At 38.5% G+C, this 18,418-nt stretch carries 19 protein-coding genes and 1 pseudogene; 8 read left to right on the forward strand and 12 right to left on the reverse strand.

The genetic code is table 11. The features are described from left to right. Positions 1 to 78: 78 nt before the first annotated feature. Genes LS67_RS10110 through LS67_RS04855 form a run of 4 tightly spaced genes read left to right on the forward strand, consistent with a single transcriptional unit; the run spans position 79 to position 3,673 of the window. On the forward strand, positions 79 to 210 hold the full coding sequence (locus tag LS67_RS10110; protein WP_268902982.1) for a hypothetical protein: 132 nt from the start codon (positions 79 to 81) through the stop codon (positions 208 to 210). Then, complete coding sequence (locus LS67_RS04845; protein ID WP_081953914.1) at positions 207 to 992, forward strand: ATP-binding cassette domain-containing protein; 786 nt, start codon at positions 207 to 209, stop codon at positions 990 to 992. The genes LS67_RS10110 and LS67_RS04845 overlap by 4 nt, the downstream gene beginning before the upstream one ends. Continuing rightward, complete coding sequence (locus LS67_RS04850) at positions 992 to 1,732, forward strand: hypothetical protein (RefSeq protein WP_052099849.1); 741 nt, start codon at positions 992 to 994, stop codon at positions 1,730 to 1,732. The genes LS67_RS04845 and LS67_RS04850 overlap by 1 nt, the downstream gene beginning before the upstream one ends. Beyond that, on the forward strand, positions 1,733 to 3,673 hold the full coding sequence (locus tag LS67_RS04855) for a sulfatase-like hydrolase/transferase (RefSeq protein ID WP_034326771.1): 1,941 nt from the start codon (positions 1,733 to 1,735) through the stop codon (positions 3,671 to 3,673). A 40-nt stretch (positions 3,674 to 3,713) separates the two neighbouring features. Here LS67_RS04855 and LS67_RS04860 read toward each other — a convergent pair whose 3' ends face one another. Continuing rightward, complete coding sequence (locus tag LS67_RS04860) at positions 3,714 to 5,279, reverse strand: glycosyltransferase family 2 protein (RefSeq protein ID WP_034326773.1); 1,566 nt, start codon at positions 5,277 to 5,279, stop codon at positions 3,714 to 3,716. Positions 5,280 to 5,422: 143 nt separating this feature from the next. Between LS67_RS04860 and LS67_RS04865 the strand changes: the two genes are divergently transcribed. The 4 genes and pseudogenes from LS67_RS04865 to LS67_RS04875 all read left to right on the forward strand — a co-directional run bounded on the left by LS67_RS04865 (position 5,423) and on the right by LS67_RS04875 (position 7,683). Next, positions 5,423 to 6,217, forward strand: a complete 795-nt coding sequence (locus LS67_RS04865) for a class I SAM-dependent methyltransferase (protein WP_161594475.1) — start codon at positions 5,423 to 5,425, stop codon at positions 6,215 to 6,217. Between the two features lie 42 nt (positions 6,218 to 6,259). Beyond that, positions 6,260 to 6,433, forward strand: a complete 174-nt coding sequence (locus LS67_RS09595) for a hypothetical protein (protein WP_156407271.1) — start codon at positions 6,260 to 6,262, stop codon at positions 6,431 to 6,433. A gap of 145 nt (positions 6,434 to 6,578) precedes the next feature. After that, positions 6,579 to 7,271 carry a Bax inhibitor-1/YccA family protein gene (locus LS67_RS04870; RefSeq protein ID WP_034326774.1) on the forward strand — a complete coding sequence of 231 codons (693 nt, stop codon included), beginning with the start codon at positions 6,579 to 6,581 and terminating at the stop codon, positions 7,269 to 7,271. A 10-nt stretch (positions 7,272 to 7,281) separates the two neighbouring features. Beyond that, positions 7,282 to 7,683 (forward strand): annotated as a pseudogene (locus LS67_RS04875) (thiamine-phosphate pyrophosphorylase). On the opposite strand, the gene miaA reads toward LS67_RS04875, so the two are convergent. From miaA to modA, 11 genes are all read right to left on the reverse strand, one after another. Then, positions 7,684 to 8,592 carry a tRNA (adenosine(37)-N6)-dimethylallyltransferase MiaA gene (gene miaA / locus LS67_RS04880; RefSeq protein ID WP_034326776.1) on the reverse strand — a complete coding sequence of 303 codons (909 nt, stop codon included), beginning with the start codon at positions 8,590 to 8,592 and terminating at the stop codon, positions 7,684 to 7,686. Positions 8,593 to 8,608: 16 nt separating this feature from the next. Further along, positions 8,609 to 9,724, reverse strand: a complete 1,116-nt coding sequence (locus LS67_RS04885; RefSeq protein ID WP_011115749.1) for a pyridoxal-phosphate-dependent aminotransferase family protein — start codon at positions 9,722 to 9,724, stop codon at positions 8,609 to 8,611. 65 nt (positions 9,725 to 9,789) lie between these two features. Further along, a complete protein-coding gene (gene pseI, locus LS67_RS04890) occupies positions 9,790 to 10,815 on the reverse strand; it encodes a pseudaminic acid synthase (protein WP_034326777.1) in 1,026 nt (341 codons plus the stop codon). After that, positions 10,812 to 12,476 carry a UDP-4-amino-4,6-dideoxy-N-acetyl-beta-L-altrosamine N-acetyltransferase gene (gene pseH, locus LS67_RS04895; protein WP_034326778.1) on the reverse strand — a complete coding sequence of 555 codons (1,665 nt, stop codon included), beginning with the start codon at positions 12,474 to 12,476 and terminating at the stop codon, positions 10,812 to 10,814. Before pseH ends, pseI begins: the two co-directional genes overlap by 4 nt. A gap of 253 nt (positions 12,477 to 12,729) precedes the next feature. Continuing rightward, entirely contained in the window at positions 12,730 to 13,242 is a 513-nt protein-coding gene (locus LS67_RS04900; RefSeq protein ID WP_138109613.1) for a hypothetical protein, read from the reverse strand. Positions 13,243 to 13,410: 168 nt separating this feature from the next. Further along, positions 13,411 to 14,754, reverse strand: coding sequence for a peptidase U32 family protein (locus LS67_RS04905; protein WP_138109627.1), 1,344 nt, complete (start codon positions 14,752 to 14,754; stop codon positions 13,411 to 13,413). Positions 14,755 to 14,830: 76 nt separating this feature from the next. After that, positions 14,831 to 15,517 (reverse strand): hypothetical protein, encoded by a 687-nt coding sequence (locus LS67_RS04910; RefSeq protein WP_034328268.1) that lies wholly within the window; start codon positions 15,515 to 15,517, stop codon positions 14,831 to 14,833. Positions 15,518 to 15,582: 65 nt separating this feature from the next. Next, positions 15,583 to 16,470 (reverse strand): ATP-binding cassette domain-containing protein, encoded by an 888-nt coding sequence (locus tag LS67_RS04915; protein ID WP_034328269.1) that lies wholly within the window; start codon positions 16,468 to 16,470, stop codon positions 15,583 to 15,585. Then, positions 16,467 to 17,138: a molybdate ABC transporter permease subunit gene (modB, locus tag LS67_RS04920; RefSeq protein ID WP_034328270.1), complete on the reverse strand. Its 672-nt coding sequence runs from the start codon at positions 17,136 to 17,138 to the stop codon at positions 16,467 to 16,469. Before modB ends, LS67_RS04915 begins: the two co-directional genes overlap by 4 nt. Next, on the reverse strand, positions 17,138 to 17,641 hold the full coding sequence (locus LS67_RS04925) for a hypothetical protein (RefSeq protein ID WP_034328271.1): 504 nt from the start codon (positions 17,639 to 17,641) through the stop codon (positions 17,138 to 17,140). The genes modB and LS67_RS04925 overlap by 1 nt, the downstream gene beginning before the upstream one ends. Beyond that, the gene (gene modA, locus LS67_RS04930) at positions 17,634 to 18,398 is read right to left on the reverse strand and encodes a molybdate ABC transporter substrate-binding protein (protein ID WP_236096348.1); all 765 of its coding nucleotides are present in this window, start codon (positions 18,396 to 18,398) and stop codon (positions 17,634 to 17,636) included. Before modA ends, LS67_RS04925 begins: the two co-directional genes overlap by 8 nt. Positions 18,399 to 18,418 lie beyond the last annotated feature (20 nt).

Below are 18,418 nucleotides of genomic sequence, written 5' to 3' on the forward strand. Positions count from 1 at the left end.
TCCCCTTGTTTTTTAACAAGGGGGAGAATCTTATAAAGTCCCAAGGGCTTAAATAAAACACAAAATCCAAATAGAGCAATGAAAATCATAGATTTTGCGACATCGGCTAAAATCATTGCAAAAGTCAAAAAATTGGCACAAAGAGAAAAACAAAGGAGAAACCAAGCCTCGCCGCCCACATTTCCACATCAACAATGGAGCATACAATGAAACCTATCCTTTCCCTCTCGCATTTAAGTAAATCCTATGGACATTTTCAAGCACTGCACGATTTGAATCTACATATCACAGAGGGCAATATCGTGGGGCTTTTTGGCGTGAATGGCAGCGGAAAAAGCACATTGCTTAAGATTCTCGCCTCTCTCCTGCGTCAATATCAAGGCGAGGTGGAAATCTGCGGTATGCCCATTGGTTTGCACACAAAGCCCCTTGTCTCCTATCTGCCTGATCGCAATTTTTTGAATCCACGTTTCAATGCGCTTGAATGCAAAAAGTTTTTTGCTGATTTTTTTGCATTTGATAGTGCGAGTGCAGATTCTATGCTTGAGCTTTTGCAGATTCCAACCAATGTCCCCATTAAGTCGCTTTCAAAAGGCACGATTGAAAAGCTGCATTTGATATTCACTCTTGCCCGCCGCGCCAAACTCTATTTGCTTGATGAGCCTATCGCGGGGGTGGATATTATCGCAAGAGAGCAAGTCTTTTCGCTTATCACAACATATATTCCTAAAGATTCTGCCGTGCTTCTTGCCACGCACCTTGTCAATGACGCACAGCCCATTTGCACCCACGCACTTTTTATCGCTCAAGGCAGAATGCTGCGCTATGAGCGTAAAGACACGATTTTAGAATCTTTTGATGATTTGCAATCCGCACTTAAGAGCGATTATCACCGCGCTTATAGCTCTCTACAGCCCACACAAAATACGCAAGATATAAATACCCAAAATATACAAGAGCAGCCAAGCACAAGTGCTACAAAGGAGATATAATGCAAGAGAAATTATTCCAGCCACTGGGCTTTTTTCAAGGTTTTTGGCGATATGCTTCTTATGAGTTTCGCACAAGCTTTAAACCGCTGTGTGTTACCTATGCGCTTGGGTTTTTGTTTTTGTGTTTATTAAAGCTTGATATGAGTTTTTATAATAGCACATTAGAGAATATGATATATACGAGTTTGGTTATACTCTGCGTAGGTTTTTTTCTCGCATTTTTGGTGATTTTGGTTGTGTGGGTGTGGCAGAGCTTTTGGGGGGAGGTTTTTGGTGATGAGGGCTATCTCACGCATACATTGCCTATTGGCTTACATTGTATTTTATTGCCTAAGATTTTGATTTATACTTTATGGGCATTTTGTGCTTTGGTTGGATTTGTGATAGGTATCACTTTTGTGTTGGAGAACGAGTCGCTCTCTTATATTCTTTCATATTTTGCTACCTTAAAAATATGTGGCATTATAATGTATTTTATTACATTTATACTTGTTATTTGTGCTATTTTGAATGTTTTGCGTGTGCGGCGATTTGTATTGATGAAAGCCCTTTTGCTTGCAATTATTTTTTTCCTTCCCAAGATGCTTTTAGAGGTTTTTGGCTTGACGTTTTTTCTCTTGGTTGTTGGAGATTCTGTTAAGTTTTTAGTGTCTTATTTTTTATTTAGTGATTTTGTATGGGCGGTGCTTTTTTATACTTTGGCGTATTATCTTATCTCGCGTAAGTTGGAGCTTGCGTAAATGCGGCTTTTGTCCCACGCGCTGTTTTTTAGAATCTACTGCCTACTGATTTTTTTAAACACACTTATTCTCTTTGGTTCGCAGTATTTTGTTTATACGAAGCATTGGGATTTGTATTGGTTTAGTTCATTTTTTTATCGTGAGATTCTGCTATGTGTGAGTTATTTTCTCATTTTTTGGTTGCTTTCTTTGCTTTTTTGTAAGCTCCCTCAACTTGCTAAAGGCATAGCGTTCTTTATCCTTGTCATAAGCCTTGTATGCTTTGTCATTGATGTATTTTTGCTCTATACTTTTGATACAAATCTTAATTCTTATCTTGTCATTGTTGCCCTAGAGACAAATCCGCAAGAGAGTGCGGATTTTTTGCATAATTATCTTACCTTGCCACTTTTTGGCATTTATGCCTTTTTGGGTATTGCGTGTTGGCTTGTGTGGAAGTTTAGCGCAAAGCTCGTGCTTATTCCTTTAAATCCTACCACCTCGCCAAAGCAGCAAAAAAATATCGCCTTTAGGCTTTATACTGCTCTTGTGTGTGGAATCCTTATCATTCTTACGATGATTTTTACCCACACTAAGCCGCTTAATGAGGATTGGAGCGATATGATTTATAACTATACAAAGCAAACCTATCGCGCGATTGAAAACACGCGAGGATTCATAGAGGAATACAAAAAACTTAACGCTAATTTTGATACTCTCGCTCAATCCTTGCAAGTGAAAAAAGCAAAAAACAATATTGATAATATAGTCCTTGTTATTGGTGAATCTACCCAAAGAGGTAAATTAAGTCTTTATGGATATGAATTACCCACTACACCACATTTAGATAAACTTAAAATTTCTAAACCAAATAATCTCTTTATATTTAATGATATTATCTCTCCTCACGCTCAAACTCACGAAAGCCTTTCATTAAGTCTCACATTAGCTAATCAAGATTCACAAGGTATTCAAACAATCCATAAAAAACTTCCACAAAAGCAATGGTATGAGTTTTTAAACATCATTGATGCCTTTAAGCTTGGAGGCTATCACACTATTAGCATATCAAATCAAGAGCCTGTAAGTCTCTTTGGCAATGCTGCTGCTACGATTTTAAAACGCGCTGATGAAGCAAGCTTTGTCAATGTCAATGACAAAATGAGCACGACAAAATTTGATGAAAGCATTTTGGAGGTTTTAGATAGCATAGAGATTATAGAATCTAATTTGCCTGAAAATAGAGAGGATATAGAGGGTGCAAAAGATTCTATAAATCTTACAACAGAATCTGCGCTAAAGAGTAGCACCACAAATGCCATAAAAATCCCCGCGGATAAGCATAGATTCTATGCCCTGCACTTAATGGGCAATCACGCCAAATATTATAACCGCTATCCAACCAACTTCGCACATTTTGCGTCTAAAGATATGCTTTGTCAAGAGGATAATTCACCTCAAAAAGGTGCAAATATAGAGGAAAATATGCACTATGATAATGCCACCCTCTATGGCGATTTTATCTTAAGTGAGATTATTAAGCGATTTGAATCCAGCGATAGCATAGTAATTTATTTTAGCGACCACGGAGAAGAAATTTATGATTTTAGAAATTTCATAGGACATTCAGATTCTAAAATCTCGCGCTTTATGGTAGAGATTCCATTCATTATTTATGTAAGTGATAGCTTTATACAAAAGCACCCCAAGCTTTACAAGCGATTGCAAAGGGCGCAAAATACCAAATATATGAATGATGATTTAATGCACACTTTGCTTGATATTGCAGGTATTAGTTTGAAAGGCTATGAATCTCAAAGAAGTCTTATTGCTACAAACAAAGCCTTTCTTAAGAGTAGAATGCGTAAGGTTGGCGAAAAGAGTAATATAAAAGATTATGATAAAGAATTAAAAACACAAGAAAGCTATATCCAGCAAGGCTTATGCCAAAAGAAAGAATAATGTAGCTTGAATGCTTTTAAAGAATCTAGAAATTATAGAGTTATTTAGATTCTATGCCCCTCTCACAATAGCGACTTTTATTTGCTAGAGTTTGTAAGTAGATATTATGATTAGATTCTAACATCGTGCGGGAGTTTTCAGGGTGATAGAGATGATAGGCAATTCCTGCAAATTTTAATCGCCTCATCTCTCCACCATTAAACAAAAATCTCGCCACAAATTCAGAATCTTCCCTCCCCCAGCCAATAAATGCTTCATTAAAGCCATTGATGCTTATACAATCAGTCTTAAAAAAGCTCATATTGCACCCGCGAATGCCTTTGATAAAGTCTTTTTTGTCAAAAAATGATGAGGTAATTTTGGAAGTATTAAAAATAAATGACGAGAGTAAAACACATCGTTTTGCTTTGAATCCACCTTGTTTAGAGGCTAAGCTAAATGCGTCTTTTGCGTGAGATTGCATAATATTTTGTGTAGTGCTTTCATTTAAAATCACACGAGAGCCTTGCAAAAATACACCTTTTTTTGCAAAGTGAAGATGCTCTTTTATAAAAAAAGAATCTAAAATCATATCGCCATCAATGATAATAATATATTCTCCATTTGCCGCATTTATAGCACGATTACGAATCTCACTTAAGCGAAAGCCTTTATCCATCTGCCAAATATGCCTTAAAGGACAAGGAAAGTCTTTTGCATAAGATTCTATTAATTCTTTTGTATCCTCTGTGCTGCCATCATCGGCAATAAGCACTTCACTTGGCAAAAGCGCAAGATTTTTTACAGAATCTAGCACTAAAGCTAGTCTTTCTTTTTGATTATAAGTAGTGATGATAAGCGAACATACTCGGGGGGGGGTCGTGTTTTGAAGCTCATAAAGCTTCATATATTTAAAAAAAGTGCCTAATCCATTGCAAATACTAATCACAAAACCCTTGTATCCATAAAAAATGCCTTTTTTGAAAAAATAATCTCTAAAAAATGTCCAAATTCCGTGCGTGATTGCTTTAAATGGACTTGATTTTTTATGTTTGTTTTGCTCTGCCCAAAGGCTTGAGTATCGTTGGAGTTTTTCAAGGAGATGAGCGATATTATCATAGGCGTAATGTTTTATTCCGCTTGAGAGCTTGAGTGTGTGCGCATTTTTGGGGATTATCACACTCTCGTGAACAAAATTGTCATTAAAGCGCGTGAAAGTTTTATTAAAAAGTCGCCAAACATAGTCTGGATACCACCCACACGCCTTTATCCACTCTCCATTATAGAGATTTTTACGTGGCAGGGCATAAATCGTGTGAGAATTGAGCTCTAAAGATTCTATAAGCGCAAGTGTGCTTAACTCAAGCACCTCATCAGAATCAATACTCAAAATCCAATCGTGCTTCGCATAGCTTATCGCTAAGTTTTTCAAAGCACCAAAGCCGATAAATTCACTCTCAAAAATCCGCACATTAGAGAAGTTGCGTGCTATTTCCAAAGTTTTATCAGTGCTACCATTATCAAGCAAGATAATCTCATCAAAATTTTTTAAAGACTCTAAGCATTCTTTTATGGTGTCTTGTGCATTTTTCACTAAGATTGTTACGCTTATGGGAAGTGTATCCATTCTCTCTCTTTGTGTGGATTTAGGTTTAAAGCTCATAGTGCGCTATTGTAGCACATTTTATGTTTTTTGTCATTTTGTCTATTTAAGATGATAACAAGTATAAAAACATAAAACATTTCTCAAGCCATTAAGCGATGAGGAGTATGATAGACTGCAAGGTTTATGAGTTTAGAATCTGCAAAAAGGAGCAACAAATGAGTAAGCAACTATGGGATAAAAAGGCGCAGACTTTTCCGCGCTTTAAAAAAGATACGCAGGATACTTTAGAAATTTTAGATTTTTTTCGCGCCCAAAATGTGGTATTCAAAGATAAAAATTTGCTAGATATAGGCGCAGGAAATGGGCGATTTGCCTTGCAACTTGCTTTTGAAGCAAGGCACATTTATGCCACAGATATTTCCCAAACAATGCTTTCACATCTGCAAGAAGACGCAAGAGATTTGGGGTTAGATAATATCACCACATTTGTAAGCTCGTGGGAAGAGTTTGACATAAAATCTTTGGGAGAGATTGAGCTTGCCTTTGCTTCAATGACACCCGCACTCAATAATCTTGCAGGATTCAAAAAGGCTTTAGGTGCAGGTAAAGAGGGGCTGTGCTATATAGGTTGGGGCAGAGTGAGAAAAAGCGCGTTTTTAGATGAGATTTTTGCAGCACATAATATTAAGGTTGAACTTCCTGTGGGGTTGCCTCAAGTGTTAGAATGGCTCAAAGAGCTAGGATATAAAGAGCCTATATATTGCTATAAAGAGGCGGGATATACCTATAAATCAGACATACAAAAAGCTATAAACGACATAAAATGGCATATTTGCATACATCAAGGTGAGCCAGATGAAGAGAAAATCAAAGCCTATGTGGATAAAAAGCAAGTTAATGGATATGTGAGCTATGAGCAAAAACGTGAAGTAGGGATTTGCTTTATCCCACGCGTTTAAGCATATATATTAGGCGATGACTTAAATGAAGTAAGGGCAAAAATGAGAAAAAAGATATTTTTCTTTGCAGTGTATTTGCGCTTTTTGTGTGTTTGTATCATTGCTTTGAGGCTTGGGCGATTTGATATTGCATATAGCAATATGCTTGCCCTTGTGAGAGAATATTTTGAGAGTTCAAGCAAAAGTATAGATTCTATGCTTTTTGTAGAGGAGTGACTAAGATAAGGAGCATAGAAAAGGAGCTAGAAAAGCCAAGCAAGGAATACACGATGAGTGTAACGCATTGTTCTCCTTTATGTAAAATGTGATTAGTAAAGTTATGTTACTATCACAACCTAACTTTATAAAGAAGGAGAAAATAATGGGACTTTATGATAGGAATTACACTAACAACGCGCAGTTTGCAAATGAAGCAATAGCGGAGCGTGATAGTGCATTAGTGAATTTTGTAAAGACGACTTACAAATTTTTTGGTGCAAGTTTATTCTTTGCTTTCATCGGTGCGATGATTGGTTTTATGTATTTAGAATTTGTAGTAGAATATCGCCTTTTTATTTTTATTGCTGAAATTGCAGCACTTTTTGGGGTTATGTTTTCACGTTCTAAGCCGGGCTTAAATATCGCTATGCTTTTCATCTTTACTACACTTACAGGCTTAGCTATTACGCCTCTTGTAGCAATGGTAGCATTTAAAGCTGGTGCTGGTGCAGTTGCAATGGCATTTGCTATGACAACAATTATTTTTGGCGTTATGAGCATTTTTGGTATTAAAACTACAAAAGATTTAGCTAATATGGGCAAAATGCTTTTTATTGCTCTTATTGTTGTGGTTGTATGCTCAATTATAAATCTCTTTCTTGGAAGCTCTATGTTTCAAGTATTGATTTCAAGTGCAGCAGCTATACTTTTTAGTTTGTATGTAGCGTATGATACGCAAAATATTGTGCGTGGTTTATATACTAGCCCAGTAGATGCAGCTATTAACCTTTATTTGGATTTTTATAATATTTTTGTAAGCTTACTTTCGCTCATTGGCTTAGCAAATCGCGACTAAGGCTCACACAATGGAGGTTGGTAGAGTCATTGATGCTAACCTCAATCGTTTAAAAGAGGGTGTCCGAGTGATTGAGGATACTCTCCGCTACTTTCATAATGATGTTTTGCTTTCTTCGTCATTAAAGAATCTCCGACATCAAATTAAAATCTCTTCAAATATATCTTTACTTTCTTGTCGTAATGTAAATGGCGATGTGTTAAAAGGAAGTGTGCCTGATGAATTGTAACGTGAGAATCTCGCCCATTTGGTAATGGCAAATTTTAAACGTGCTCAAGAAAGTGCACGAGTTCTTGAAGAATATACTAAACTTGTTCCTACTTTTGGCAATAGTGCTGATTTTAAAAAGGTAAGATATGAGTTGTATGAGCTTGAGAAAACCTACTTTGAACGATATGGCAAAAAGGAATAATCAAAGAGTATTATTATGAATTTGTTGTATTAATTGTGCCTCTAATGCTTTTTCCTTTAAATGTGTAATTTGTGCAAATTGAGTGCGATTAAAGGTGCGCTGACGTTTGGCAAGTTGGCAAGTATGAAAAAAGATTTGCTCTTCAAGCTGTTGTAAAGTCGCAACTTTGCCTTGCAAAAAATTTACACATTCTTTTGCGCCAATAGCATTTAACGCAGGAGCTTGTGCGCCATAAGATTCTAATACATTTTGCACTTCCTCCACAATCCCTTTTTGAATCATTGCTTTTGTGCGTTTAGCAATGCGCTCTCTTAACTCATCGCGTTCGCATTCAAGGCAAAAAATCTCAATGTCATAGCCTAAAGACTCTTTTTTATGTGTGGCAAAATATATACTTGGAGGTGTATTTGTGGCTTTAAAGAGTGCAAGGGCTTTGCAGATTCTGTAAGTATCTGTGGGTGAGAGACTTTGAGCATAAGTTTTATCAATTTGTGTTAATTGTGCGTATTGCATATTTATATTTCCTAGACTTTTTACCCACTCTTCGTGTTCTTCAAGGGGAGGCATAGGGCTTAAGCCCTCCATAATGCTTTTAAGAAAAAAGCTACTTCCACCTACGATAAGCAAAGGCGTGTGTGGAGAGTTATTTTTGATATCTTCAATGCTTTGGAGCAGAAGATCTTTAAAAATCATCACATTGCTTTTTTGATGTGGCTCTAGGATATTAAGCGCATAATAACATACCTGTGATTGCTCCAAGAGTGTGGGTTTAGCAGAAGCAATATCAAGATATTTATAAATACTTAGAGAATCAAGGCTAAAAATCTTACAATTTTGCTCCATTGCTATGCGATGAGCAAGAGCACTCTTGCCGCTTCCACTTGAGCCAAGCACTGCAATGATTTTCATATATGAAGTTAGAGACCTATTTATCTAATATCTCATAATAGGTAGTGAGAAATACTTTATTTCCTGTGCCATCAAATTTCCTAAGATTTAATCGTTCTAGGGCAAGCTCTATTGCGTTCACAACCCACACACTCTCATTAAGTGCGATAAGTCCCATTTGATTAATGCGTATAATACTTGTTTTAAGCTTATCTTGCCCACCTGCTACATTAAGTGCAAATTCATTTTTAAGAATCTTCCTAAGAGGTGCGGCATTTACCTCATCATAAATTGTATTCATCGCTATTGCAGGAGATTTTGGGTAGATTTTAAGCCCGAGTGATTCTAGGGCTTTTTGTGTAGCGAGAGAACGCGCTTTGGTTTGCGCATAAACTTGTTGCATATTGCCATTGATGAGTTCAAAATATCGTGTCAAGCCTGTGATAATTGTCGTAGGCGCAGTCCAAGCAGTCGTATTTTGTGCTTGATTTTTAAGCTCTGTTTTGAGATTAAAATAAAAACCTATATTCCGCTCGTTTGCAAGTTCTATCGCATAATGAGAAAGTCCTATAATGCTTAAGCCCGGTGGGAGCATAAAAGCTTTTTGTGAGCCGCCAATGAGTGCATCAATATATGTCGTATCAATTTCTTCAACACCCATAGCAGTAATAGCATCAACAACAACTACAATGCGCGGATTATGCGCTTTAATTGCTTGAGCAATTTCTTCTACAGGGTGGCGCAATCCTCCTGCAGATTCGCACATTTGGATACAAAAGCAATCAATTTCACTCTCTTTTTGTAGCACTTCAAGCACACTTTTCGCACTTACAGGCGTATCCCAATCATTAATGATTTCTGTATAGGGGATTTTGTGCGCCTTTGCTATTTTACCAAATCGCTCACCAAATTTACCGCTATTGATACTTAGCACTTTATTTTGAGTAAAAGTGCATACACACGCTTCCATTGCACCAGTGCCACTACTTGCAAGCATAAGCACTTCAGGCATTTTCAAAATCTCTAAAAGCCCCTTTCTCGCTTGAGCAAAAATTGCTTCAAACTCTGGTGTGCGGTGGTGCAGGGTAGGCTCACTCATCGCATTGCGTATAGATTCTGGCACAGGTGTGGGACCGGGCGTAAAAAGTAGCATAATGACTCCTTAATGATTTATATAAAAACAAAAGCGCATTATACTTGAAATACCTTTACTTTTGACTATTTGACATCATCTAAGTTTAGAGGCTCACTTTTTTTGATAGCCCTTTTTGCTTTTTTGCCTAGAATCTTAGACAAATGTCGTGGGTGTACTCCACCATTAGGACGCAATACGGCAAGATTTTTATGTGTGAATTTCTCACCTTTTTGAATATCTGCACTTACCCAAATACTTCGTGCAAATTGTCGCCTTTTTTTCATAATATCTGCAGGAATTTGCGGGTTTTTTTGTCCTAATGCTAAGGTGCTATTGCGCACTTGCTCTACCATAGTTTTAAATTCATCTTTATTCATACTAAACGCACTATCTACACCACCAAGCGAGGAGTCAAGAATAAAATGCTTCTCAATCATACTTGCTCCTAAACTTGTGGCGATACTTGGACAAAGTGCACCAAGCGTGTGGTCAGATAATCCATATTTGATGTTATATTTTTTATAGGTTTTAGCAAGTTGAGGCATAGCAAGGAGATTTGCAGATTCTAGCGGGGCAGGATATTCGCTTATGCAATGAAGCAATGTAATGTCCTTACAGCCATATTTATGGCAAATTTCTAGTGCAGTTTTAAGTTCTTTGTGCGTAGCTACGCCTGTGGAAATAATGATTGGCTTTTTTGTTTTGGCAATAGCTTCTATAAGCTCATAGTGCATTACTTCAAAACTTGCTACTTTATAAATCGGGCATTGCAGAGATTCTAAAAATGCAACACCTTTAGGTGAAAAAGGCGAGCTAAAAATAAGCAAACCTAACTCTTTTGCAAGAGAAAAAAGTTCTTTATGCCATTCCCAAGGAGTTTGGGCTTCTTTATAAAGTTCATAGAGATTGCGTTTATCCCAAAGTGTGCCACCACTAATGCAAAAATGTGGCTCATTTGATTGAAGTGTGAGGCACTCTGGCGTATAAGTTTGTAGTTTCACGCCATCAGCGCCACAAGCGGCAATCGCACGAATAGAATCTTTAGCAATTTCTAGGCTTTGGTTGTGATTTGCACTCAATTCAGCGATAATAAGAGGAGAGTTTGTCATTTGAGCTCCTTATACATTAAAATCACATCATAATATCGTCTTTGTTCATCATCTTTGCGGCACACAAAGTCGTGTAATACGCCCTCGCGCATATAACCACATTTTTCATAGAATTTTATGGCGCGTTCGTTATGGATAAGCACCTCAAGGTGTAGGGTGTGTAGGGTTAGATTACGCATAGCATAAGATTCTAAAAAGGATAGAATCTGTGCTCCCTTGCTATTTTTGTCGCATAGCGGATTTGTATAGATACCGATAAAGGCGTGTTTATGCGCGGGATTTATGCGCGTGAGTGAGCCTACACCAATGTATTCATCATTGGATTTAAAAAGCCAATACTGCTTTGAAGTATCATTAGTGAGATGAGCTAAAAATGCCTTGTGTGAAGCGGGAGTGATATACGAAGAATACATCCATTGTGCTACTTGCTTGTGATTACGCATAGAGAGGACAATTTCGCTTTCTTCTTGTGTCAAATGCGTAAAGGGTAGGGCGATAAGAGAATTTCTAGAATCCACGCTTTTATCTCGCGCATTTATGTTATGTGATATGAGATTGTGAATCTGCGTAAAAAGTGCAGATAATGAATCTAAAAGCTTCTCACTTGGGTGTAAGTCTTGAAGCGTGGTTTTAATAGATTCTAGGCTTTTTGGGGTTTGGGGCTTTGTGTGCGTATCAAAGTCGTTTGCGCTAGATTCTAAAATATCTTTATACCAAATGCGTAAGATTTCAAGTGCGTCAAGCGGGGTTTTGGCGGTGGCAATCGCGCCTTTTTGCGCCCATTTTGTGATGTGGAGATGTTGATTTGTGGCAGATTCTATAATAATGCTTGGAATCTTTAGTGTGAGGAGTTCGAGCATACTCCCGCCCCCCGCGCTTATGGCACAATCGCATTCTTGTGCCTTGGCTAAAAAATCTTTGGGGTTAAGGTTGTGATAAGTGCTAATGTAGCTTGTGAGGCGAGGCGGGATACAAAGTGTGTGCGGGTAGCCGCCGCCTAAGATGATATGAAAATGGCAAGATTCTAAGAAAATAGAATCTGCAAGAATATTAAGATTCTCAATAAGTTCTTGCGTGAGATTGCCACTATCCACGCCACCAAAGGTAACAAACACATTTATACGCGATGTGTTTTTCCCGCACTTCTGCATAGAATCTTGTATAAAATCCCGCTTAAAATCTTGTGTATAATCCTGCGTTGGCATAATGGGCGGGATAATGTATTCTTCCCCGCACCATAGATAATAGTTCTTGTGCGAAAAATACTCTTGTATATGTGGAGTGGGGTTAAGGATATAGCTTTGTGGCGGATACACATCGCGCAGAGTATCATCAAGACAGATGAGCGCCTTGCTCTGGGATTTTAATCGGTAGTAAAACCACTCTTGTGCTTCATAACTATCGACAATAGCAATATCAAGCATTTGAGGCTGGGTAGAGAGCCACTCGTAATTTTTACATTCATAGGATATAGATTCTAATAATTCTTTATCGAGCAGTTGTGCTAATGACGGAGGGATAAAATCCCCTACCACGCGATTATGCAAAGTGAGGGCATTGACTTGCCTTGTTTTGGCGCATAACGCGATGAGTTTCACACAGCGATAAAAATGTCCTAAGCCATATTTCGCCCCGCTCTCGCAAAAAACATCAATCCGCATACCCTTTCCTTTAGCTTAAAAGTTTTGATTGTGTAGCAAAGTTGATTCCATAAACAATAAAAAAAGTGCAAATATAAAAAGATGATGAAAGAATGAATAAGGGTTATTTTGATGAGTTAAGGAGGTGTGATGTGGGCAGATTATGCGAATCAATGGTTTTAATCAGTGATTGAATCTCTTCATTATACATCTCTTGCGTATAGATTCGCTCTCACATTTTAACTTAATGCACTTCAGGCACTAGCTCAAAGCCCTAATACTCAAGCTTTGGGAGCTTTGCCCCTTGCAGTGAAATCTCCATTGCTCTGCGATAAAAGGCTGTGTGTTTATTAGAGCAGTGCCTATTGCATTGTTTGACAAATAGCACATCAAATACATCAAATCCCATCCACTCCCACGCGTAAGTATTGTATCTAAATATCATTTTTCCCTCACGCTTTTTAATAGCACTTATTTGCTCTTGAGTAAAGCCATTGTTTGTAAGATGATTCATACACCATTCGTGGGTTTCCTTAGTATATTCTGTATCAAGATACTCTTCAAGCAAGGCTATCCAATTATCCATATGATGTATTTCTTGCACGTTATTGCGTTTGATAAAGTCTTTAAATTGCTCTTTATCACAAGAAGGAATCTTAATCAGCTCATAAAATGGCTCACTCAAGCACTTATTTTGCACAATTAAAGCAAGTGGTAAATCTATATAGCCCACAATATCTTTGGCATTAAGCTCACTTTCGCCTTGCTTATTTTTGTTTTGATACACGCTACTTGGCTTAAGCGGATAATTAAAAAAATAAGGCTTGAAAGCCCTATTTTAATCCCGCAGTCTTGAGAGTAAATATCTTCAGATTCTGCAAGATCCGCAATATATTGACCTAGAATCGTATAGGGAAGCAAAAGTCGCGTCAAGCAGGAGCGCAAAAATCCCAAACTATAATCTCTCTCGCAAAAAACTAAATGGGGGCAAAGGCAGAGGGAGTTTAAAGGCATTTGTATTGCCACTATGGATTGATTCTAACTCCTTGCCCTCTTGTGTGATAATTTTCTCAAAGCGCATTTTTTTCACACCATTTTCTTCATAAATCTCACCTAGCTCACTTTTGCCACACGCCACCTCTATGCCAAAAGGCACGACAATCTCTTTGGCTTCTCCTACGCGAATTGTATGCTTACATATCGCACATAAACCATTTTCTAGCACCTCGGCATTGACTTGATAATTACCATCACTAATCGCGGTAAGATGATTTTGTGTGTTATTTTTTTCATAAGGGCGATGAATGATATAGCCATCAGTGAATCCGCGATTTTTAAGTGTGTTAAGCTCATTGGCATAAAATGCGCTATTTTCACTCCCGCTATAATAATCATCAATTGCTGCACGATAAGCCCTAGCAGTGATTCCTGCGTAATAATTTGACTTTGTGCGCCCTTCGATTTTGAGCGCATCTATTGCGCCAGAATCTAAAATTTCTTTCATATGTCCGCTTAGATTCAAATCTTTTGAGTTAAAAATATGTGTCCCCAGTCCCTCTTGCTCTTGTAGCCTCATCATCACGCCATTATCGGGATTTTTGACAAAAAGCTCCTTGCCATCAAACTTCACAAGCTCATCATTCTCAATATTACGCACAAAATATTCATAATCAAATCGGCAGTCATTCGCACAACTCCCGCGATTAGGCACACGCCCACTTTGCAAGGCAGAGATGAGACATCGTCCAGAAAAGGCAAAACACATACTGCCGTGAATAAAAACTTCAATCTCTAAATCGGGGAGTTGCTTTTTAATTTCTTTAATATCTTTGAGACTTATTTCTCGTGCCGCAACAATGCGCTTCACACCCATTTCATAGTAGCTCTGTGCATCAAGGATATTAAGCACATTTGCTTGAGTAGAGAGGTGGATAGGAATTTGCGGGGCGATTTTTTTAGCTAGACGCACAACACCAATAGTGGCGACAATAAAGGCATCAGGCTTAAGACTTGCCATTTTTTCAATATGAGATTCTAAAAGTTTGAGTTGGGAATTAAATGGGAATCCATTGATTGTAACAAACACTTTCTTGCCAAGTGCGTGAGCATATTTCACACCCTCTGCAAAGTCCTCATAGCTAAATTCTTTTCCTGCTCGTGTTCTTAAGGAGAAATGGCTCACGCCTCCATACACAGCATCAGCCCCATAAGCAAGGGCAATTTTAAGTTTTGTAAGGTTTCCTGCGGGGGAGAGGAGTTGGACTTTATGAGAAGTTTTAGAATGAGCCTTATTTTGCATAGGATTATGTGTGCTTAAGTTTATAGAATCTTGCATTATGTAGTCTTTAGACTTATTAGTTTAGAATCTCATCACTTTAAGACTTTGTGCCAAATGAAGCAATCATTGCTTCAATATCATCTTCATTGACCACATCTTCTTTGTCGTCTCCTGCAATAAAGACAGCGGAGCTTACGCGCTTACTATCATCAATCTTGCCTTCAAAGAGTGAATTCATATATTGTGCGAGGGCGCGCATTACATTGATTACGCGCTCAATTTTTTGACGATGAATATCTTGGTATTGCATTAAATCCATTGCCTGCATTGAAGCATCATTAATATCGTTTGCTGCATCTGTGATTTCTTTGCTATGTGACCGAGTGTTTTTGGTAGATTCTAAAGCGATTTGGAAACTTTGTATATGAGGAAAAGTCGTGCAAAGTTTGGTAAATAACTCCTCTTGCTCACATAGGTAAGATTCAATGCCCTTAGCAAGTTTAGAGATTTTATCTGCGTCATTACTCATTACTTCGAGCTGGTCGAAAATTTGTGTGCCCTTGACTTCTGTATCTTTTGTAACTTCATCAAGCTGATGAACGATTTTGTGGTCTTCTGTGGGTGGAGGTGGAGGCCATTTTTTATCTGCTTCTGCGCGGAAGTCATTTGGATCAATAGTTACTTTCTTCACTTCATCATCCTCTGGGGCAGAAACCGATGCACCATCTACCTTGCTCACATCGGGCTCACCATCCATAAGAGAATCTAGCTCTTCTTGAGTCATTGCGCTTCCTCCAAAATAAAAAGCGTATTATATTACATTTATTTTAAGTATTTCATTAATTTTTACTATTCTATATCGCATTTATACAATATAGGACTAAATGCCTTATCGGCTATAATGACTTGCTCTCCTATGTGGAATTGTGCGCATTCGATTGGGTCATATATGATTTTATAAATTTCATCATTGCATAGCACACTGATAACACACACTAGAGCTTCTTTGTGTATATGGATAATCTCGCCTTTGAGTTTGAGCTTCGCACTTAAGAGCTTGTGCGTAAAAATAGAATCATTGCTGCCATCACGGGTAATATGTCCATTCTGTAATACAAATGTGCGCGAGGCGAGTGCGAAAATCTCACTCATACTATGGCTTACGAGTATAGTCGTAAGTCCAAAATGCTTGTGGAGAGCCTTTAGCGTATCTTGCAATATTCTCCTCATTGCATTATCAAGTGCTGAAAAAGGCTCATCAAGTAGCAATATTTGAGGGCGTGAGATGAGTGAGCGCGCGAGGGCTACGCGTTGAGATTGTCCGCCAGAGAGTTGGGAGATTTTGCTTTTTTTAAGGGGTGTTAAGTCCATACGCGCAATGAGTTCATCGGCAAAGATTCTATCTTTTTTGTCTTTGAGCGCGAAACAAATGTTATCATAGACATTGAGATGGGGGAAAAGCGCGTGGTGCTGAAATACAAAGCCGATACATCGCTTTTGTGGTGGCAAACAAATGCCATTTTGTGAATCTAGCCATACGCTTTCACCCACGCGAATATAGCCATTTTCGACAGATTCTAATCCGCTTAAGATTCTTAAAATTGTCGTTTTCCCTGCGCCACTCTTACCAAAAAGTGCAACAAATTCACCAAATTGCAGCTGTTTATCCACTTCTAGCTTAAATGTACCCTCACTGCCAAGCAGGGTTTTGCTAAAACGCAAATGAATATCACTCATTGCTTGCCCCTTGCTAGGCGTTTATTGACATAAAAAATTGCCAAAAGCAATACGAAGCACACGCTAAAGAGCGTAAAGGCGTATTGGTGCGCTAATGTGTAGTTGAGCGATTCTACCTCATCATAGATAGCAATACTTGCCACGCGCGTTTGGTTTGGGATATTCCCACCTATCATCATTACCACGCCAAATTCCCCAATGGTGTGTGCGAAGCTCGTTACACAGCCCAACAAAAGGGCAGGTTTAATATTTGGCAAAAGCACGAAGCAGAGCGTATAAACGCGTCCTTTGCCAAGTGTGAAACTTGCTTCCTTGAGCGAGGAGGGGAGGCTCAAAAGCGCACTTTTTATGGGATTACACATAAAGGGTAGGGAGAAAATCACACTCGCTAAGATAAGCCCTTCAAAGCTAAATACAAGCTTTATGTCAAAGTATTTGAGCAAAAATGCCCCCAATATGTTCTGTGGGCTAAAAGTGATGAGGAGATAGAATCCTAACACGGAGGGCGGTAGCACGAGAGGCATCCACACGAGCACTTCGCATATGGGGCGCAGGGGATTTGTAGAATAGGCAAGAAAATTGCCGATGACTATGCCGAGTGGAAGTAAGATAAGCGTGGTGAGAAAGGCGATAAAGAAGGTAAGGCGCATTGTCTCTATAAAGTCCATTATGCAATGCCTTCAAGTATGATATGTGAGCTTAAAACGCACCAAGTGTAAATATCCCCCTCCTTTATTAAGGGTGTTTGAATAGAGGGAATAAGCGCATAGATTGGTTTATTATCTGTGTTGTATCGCGCTGTTGTGTGGGAGTTGGTGGATTGTGAATCTAAAGTATGCGGGGATTCTAAAGGCTTTGTAGAATCTTGCAAATGCGCGTTTTGAAAGGGCAGGGGCAGTAAGGCTATGCGCGTAAAAATAGAGTTTGCCTCATAGGTAATTACTTGTCCCTTAAATGCGTTGAAGCCCCATATCTGTGGCGTATCATCTGGCAGGAGAAACACATTATTTTCTTTGAATCTTAGCCATATCTCATCGCCCTTTGTATATTGTGGGCTATCTTTAGATTCTATTGTCAGTGCGTGGAATGTGCCAAAGACAGAATCCGCGCTTATTAGCGCACAATGAGAATCTAGCACAATGTGGCTAATGTGAGTTTTAATACTATTCATCTGCTTTGTCGTAACCATATTCTTGGAATATTTTTTGAGCCTTTTTATCATTGAGTATGAAATCCGCAAAGTCCTTAGCAAGTGTAGAATCCGCACCATAGTTAGGGATAATGAGTGCCTGATTTATGGGCTTATATATGCTTTCATCAATGAGCGTGTAAGTAAGGGAGGGGCTTTTGTCCTTTATTACCATTGAAAGTGCGCTAAAGCCAATCTCGCTTGAGCCTTGTAGCACATAAGTTGTCGCCTGTCCTATGCTTTCGCCGATTCTAAGTTTAGGAGAAAGTTTCTTATCAAGCTTTTGAGACTTGAGAAATTCCTGTGCGGCTTTGCCATAGGGGGCGACTTTGGGATTAGGAATCGCAATATCACGCACCTGTGGGTGTGAAAGCACATTAATATCACTCGCATTAAAATTCTTATTGATACTAAAAAGCACGAGTTTGCCTTTAGCGTAGTTTTGTGGCGCGGTGGCGGCTAGTTTTGCCTCATAAAGTTTTTGTGGATAGCTTGTATCTGCAGCGATAAAAAGATGTGTGGGTAAGCCATTGTGAATCTGCGCATATGCCTTGCCTGATGAGGCATAGCTAATTTGAATCTTATCTTTTTTATGCGTTTTTAAATACGCATTCTTAATATCTTCAAGCACATATTTGAGACTTGCTGCGGCAAGGACATTAATTTCTTCAGCCACCGCACCTACGCAGATAAAAGCACTTAGAATAGATATATTGAGAATTTTTTTAACAAATATCATAACACCTTCCATAAGATTCA

Source organism: Helicobacter sp. MIT 03-1616 (genome assembly GCF_000765685.2).
GTDB lineage: Bacteria > Campylobacterota > Campylobacteria > Campylobacterales > Helicobacteraceae > Helicobacter_C > Helicobacter_C typhlonius.

Coding starts and splice junctions, on each gene's coding strand:
- LS67_RS04915 (WP_034328269.1), bottom strand. CDS start 16,470: ATGAGTGATATTCATTTGCGTTTTAGCAAAACCCTGCTTGGCAGTGAG.
- LS67_RS04855 (WP_034326771.1), top strand. CDS start 1,733: ATGCGGCTTTTGTCCCACGCGCTGTTTTTTAGAATCTACTGCCTACTG.
- LS67_RS10110 (WP_268902982.1), top strand. CDS start 79: ATGAAAATCATAGATTTTGCGACATCGGCTAAAATCATTGCAAAAGTC.
- LS67_RS04870 (WP_034326774.1), top strand. CDS start 6,579: ATGGGACTTTATGATAGGAATTACACTAACAACGCGCAGTTTGCAAAT.
- miaA (WP_034326776.1), bottom strand. CDS start 8,592: ATGAAAATCATTGCAGTGCTTGGCTCAAGTGGAAGCGGCAAGAGTGCT.
- pseH (WP_034326778.1), bottom strand. CDS start 12,476: ATGCGGATTGATGTTTTTTGCGAGAGCGGGGCGAAATATGGCTTAGGA.
- LS67_RS04925 (WP_034328271.1), bottom strand. CDS start 17,641: ATGAATAGTATTAAAACTCACATTAGCCACATTGTGCTAGATTCTCAT.
- LS67_RS04845 (WP_081953914.1), top strand. CDS start 207: ATGAAACCTATCCTTTCCCTCTCGCATTTAAGTAAATCCTATGGACAT.
- pseI (WP_034326777.1), bottom strand. CDS start 10,815: ATGACAAACTCTCCTCTTATTATCGCTGAATTGAGTGCAAATCACAAC.
- LS67_RS04885 (WP_011115749.1), bottom strand. CDS start 9,724: ATGCTACTTTTTACGCCCGGTCCCACACCTGTGCCAGAATCTATACGC.
- LS67_RS04910 (WP_034328268.1), bottom strand. CDS start 15,517: ATGACTCAAGAAGAGCTAGATTCTCTTATGGATGGTGAGCCCGATGTG.
- LS67_RS04860 (WP_034326773.1), bottom strand. CDS start 5,279: ATGGATACACTTCCCATAAGCGTAACAATCTTAGTGAAAAATGCACAA.
- LS67_RS04905 (WP_138109627.1), bottom strand. CDS start 14,754: ATGCAAAATAAGGCTCATTCTAAAACTTCTCATAAAGTCCAACTCCTC.
- modB (WP_034328270.1), bottom strand. CDS start 17,138: ATGGACTTTATAGAGACAATGCGCCTTACCTTCTTTATCGCCTTTCTC.
- LS67_RS04865 (WP_161594475.1), top strand. CDS start 5,423: ATGATAGACTGCAAGGTTTATGAGTTTAGAATCTGCAAAAAGGAGCAA.
- LS67_RS09595 (WP_156407271.1), top strand. CDS start 6,260: ATGAGAAAAAAGATATTTTTCTTTGCAGTGTATTTGCGCTTTTTGTGT.
- modA (WP_236096348.1), bottom strand. CDS start 18,398: ATGATATTTGTTAAAAAAATTCTCAATATATCTATTCTAAGTGCTTTT.
- LS67_RS04850 (WP_052099849.1), top strand. CDS start 992: ATGCAAGAGAAATTATTCCAGCCACTGGGCTTTTTTCAAGGTTTTTGG.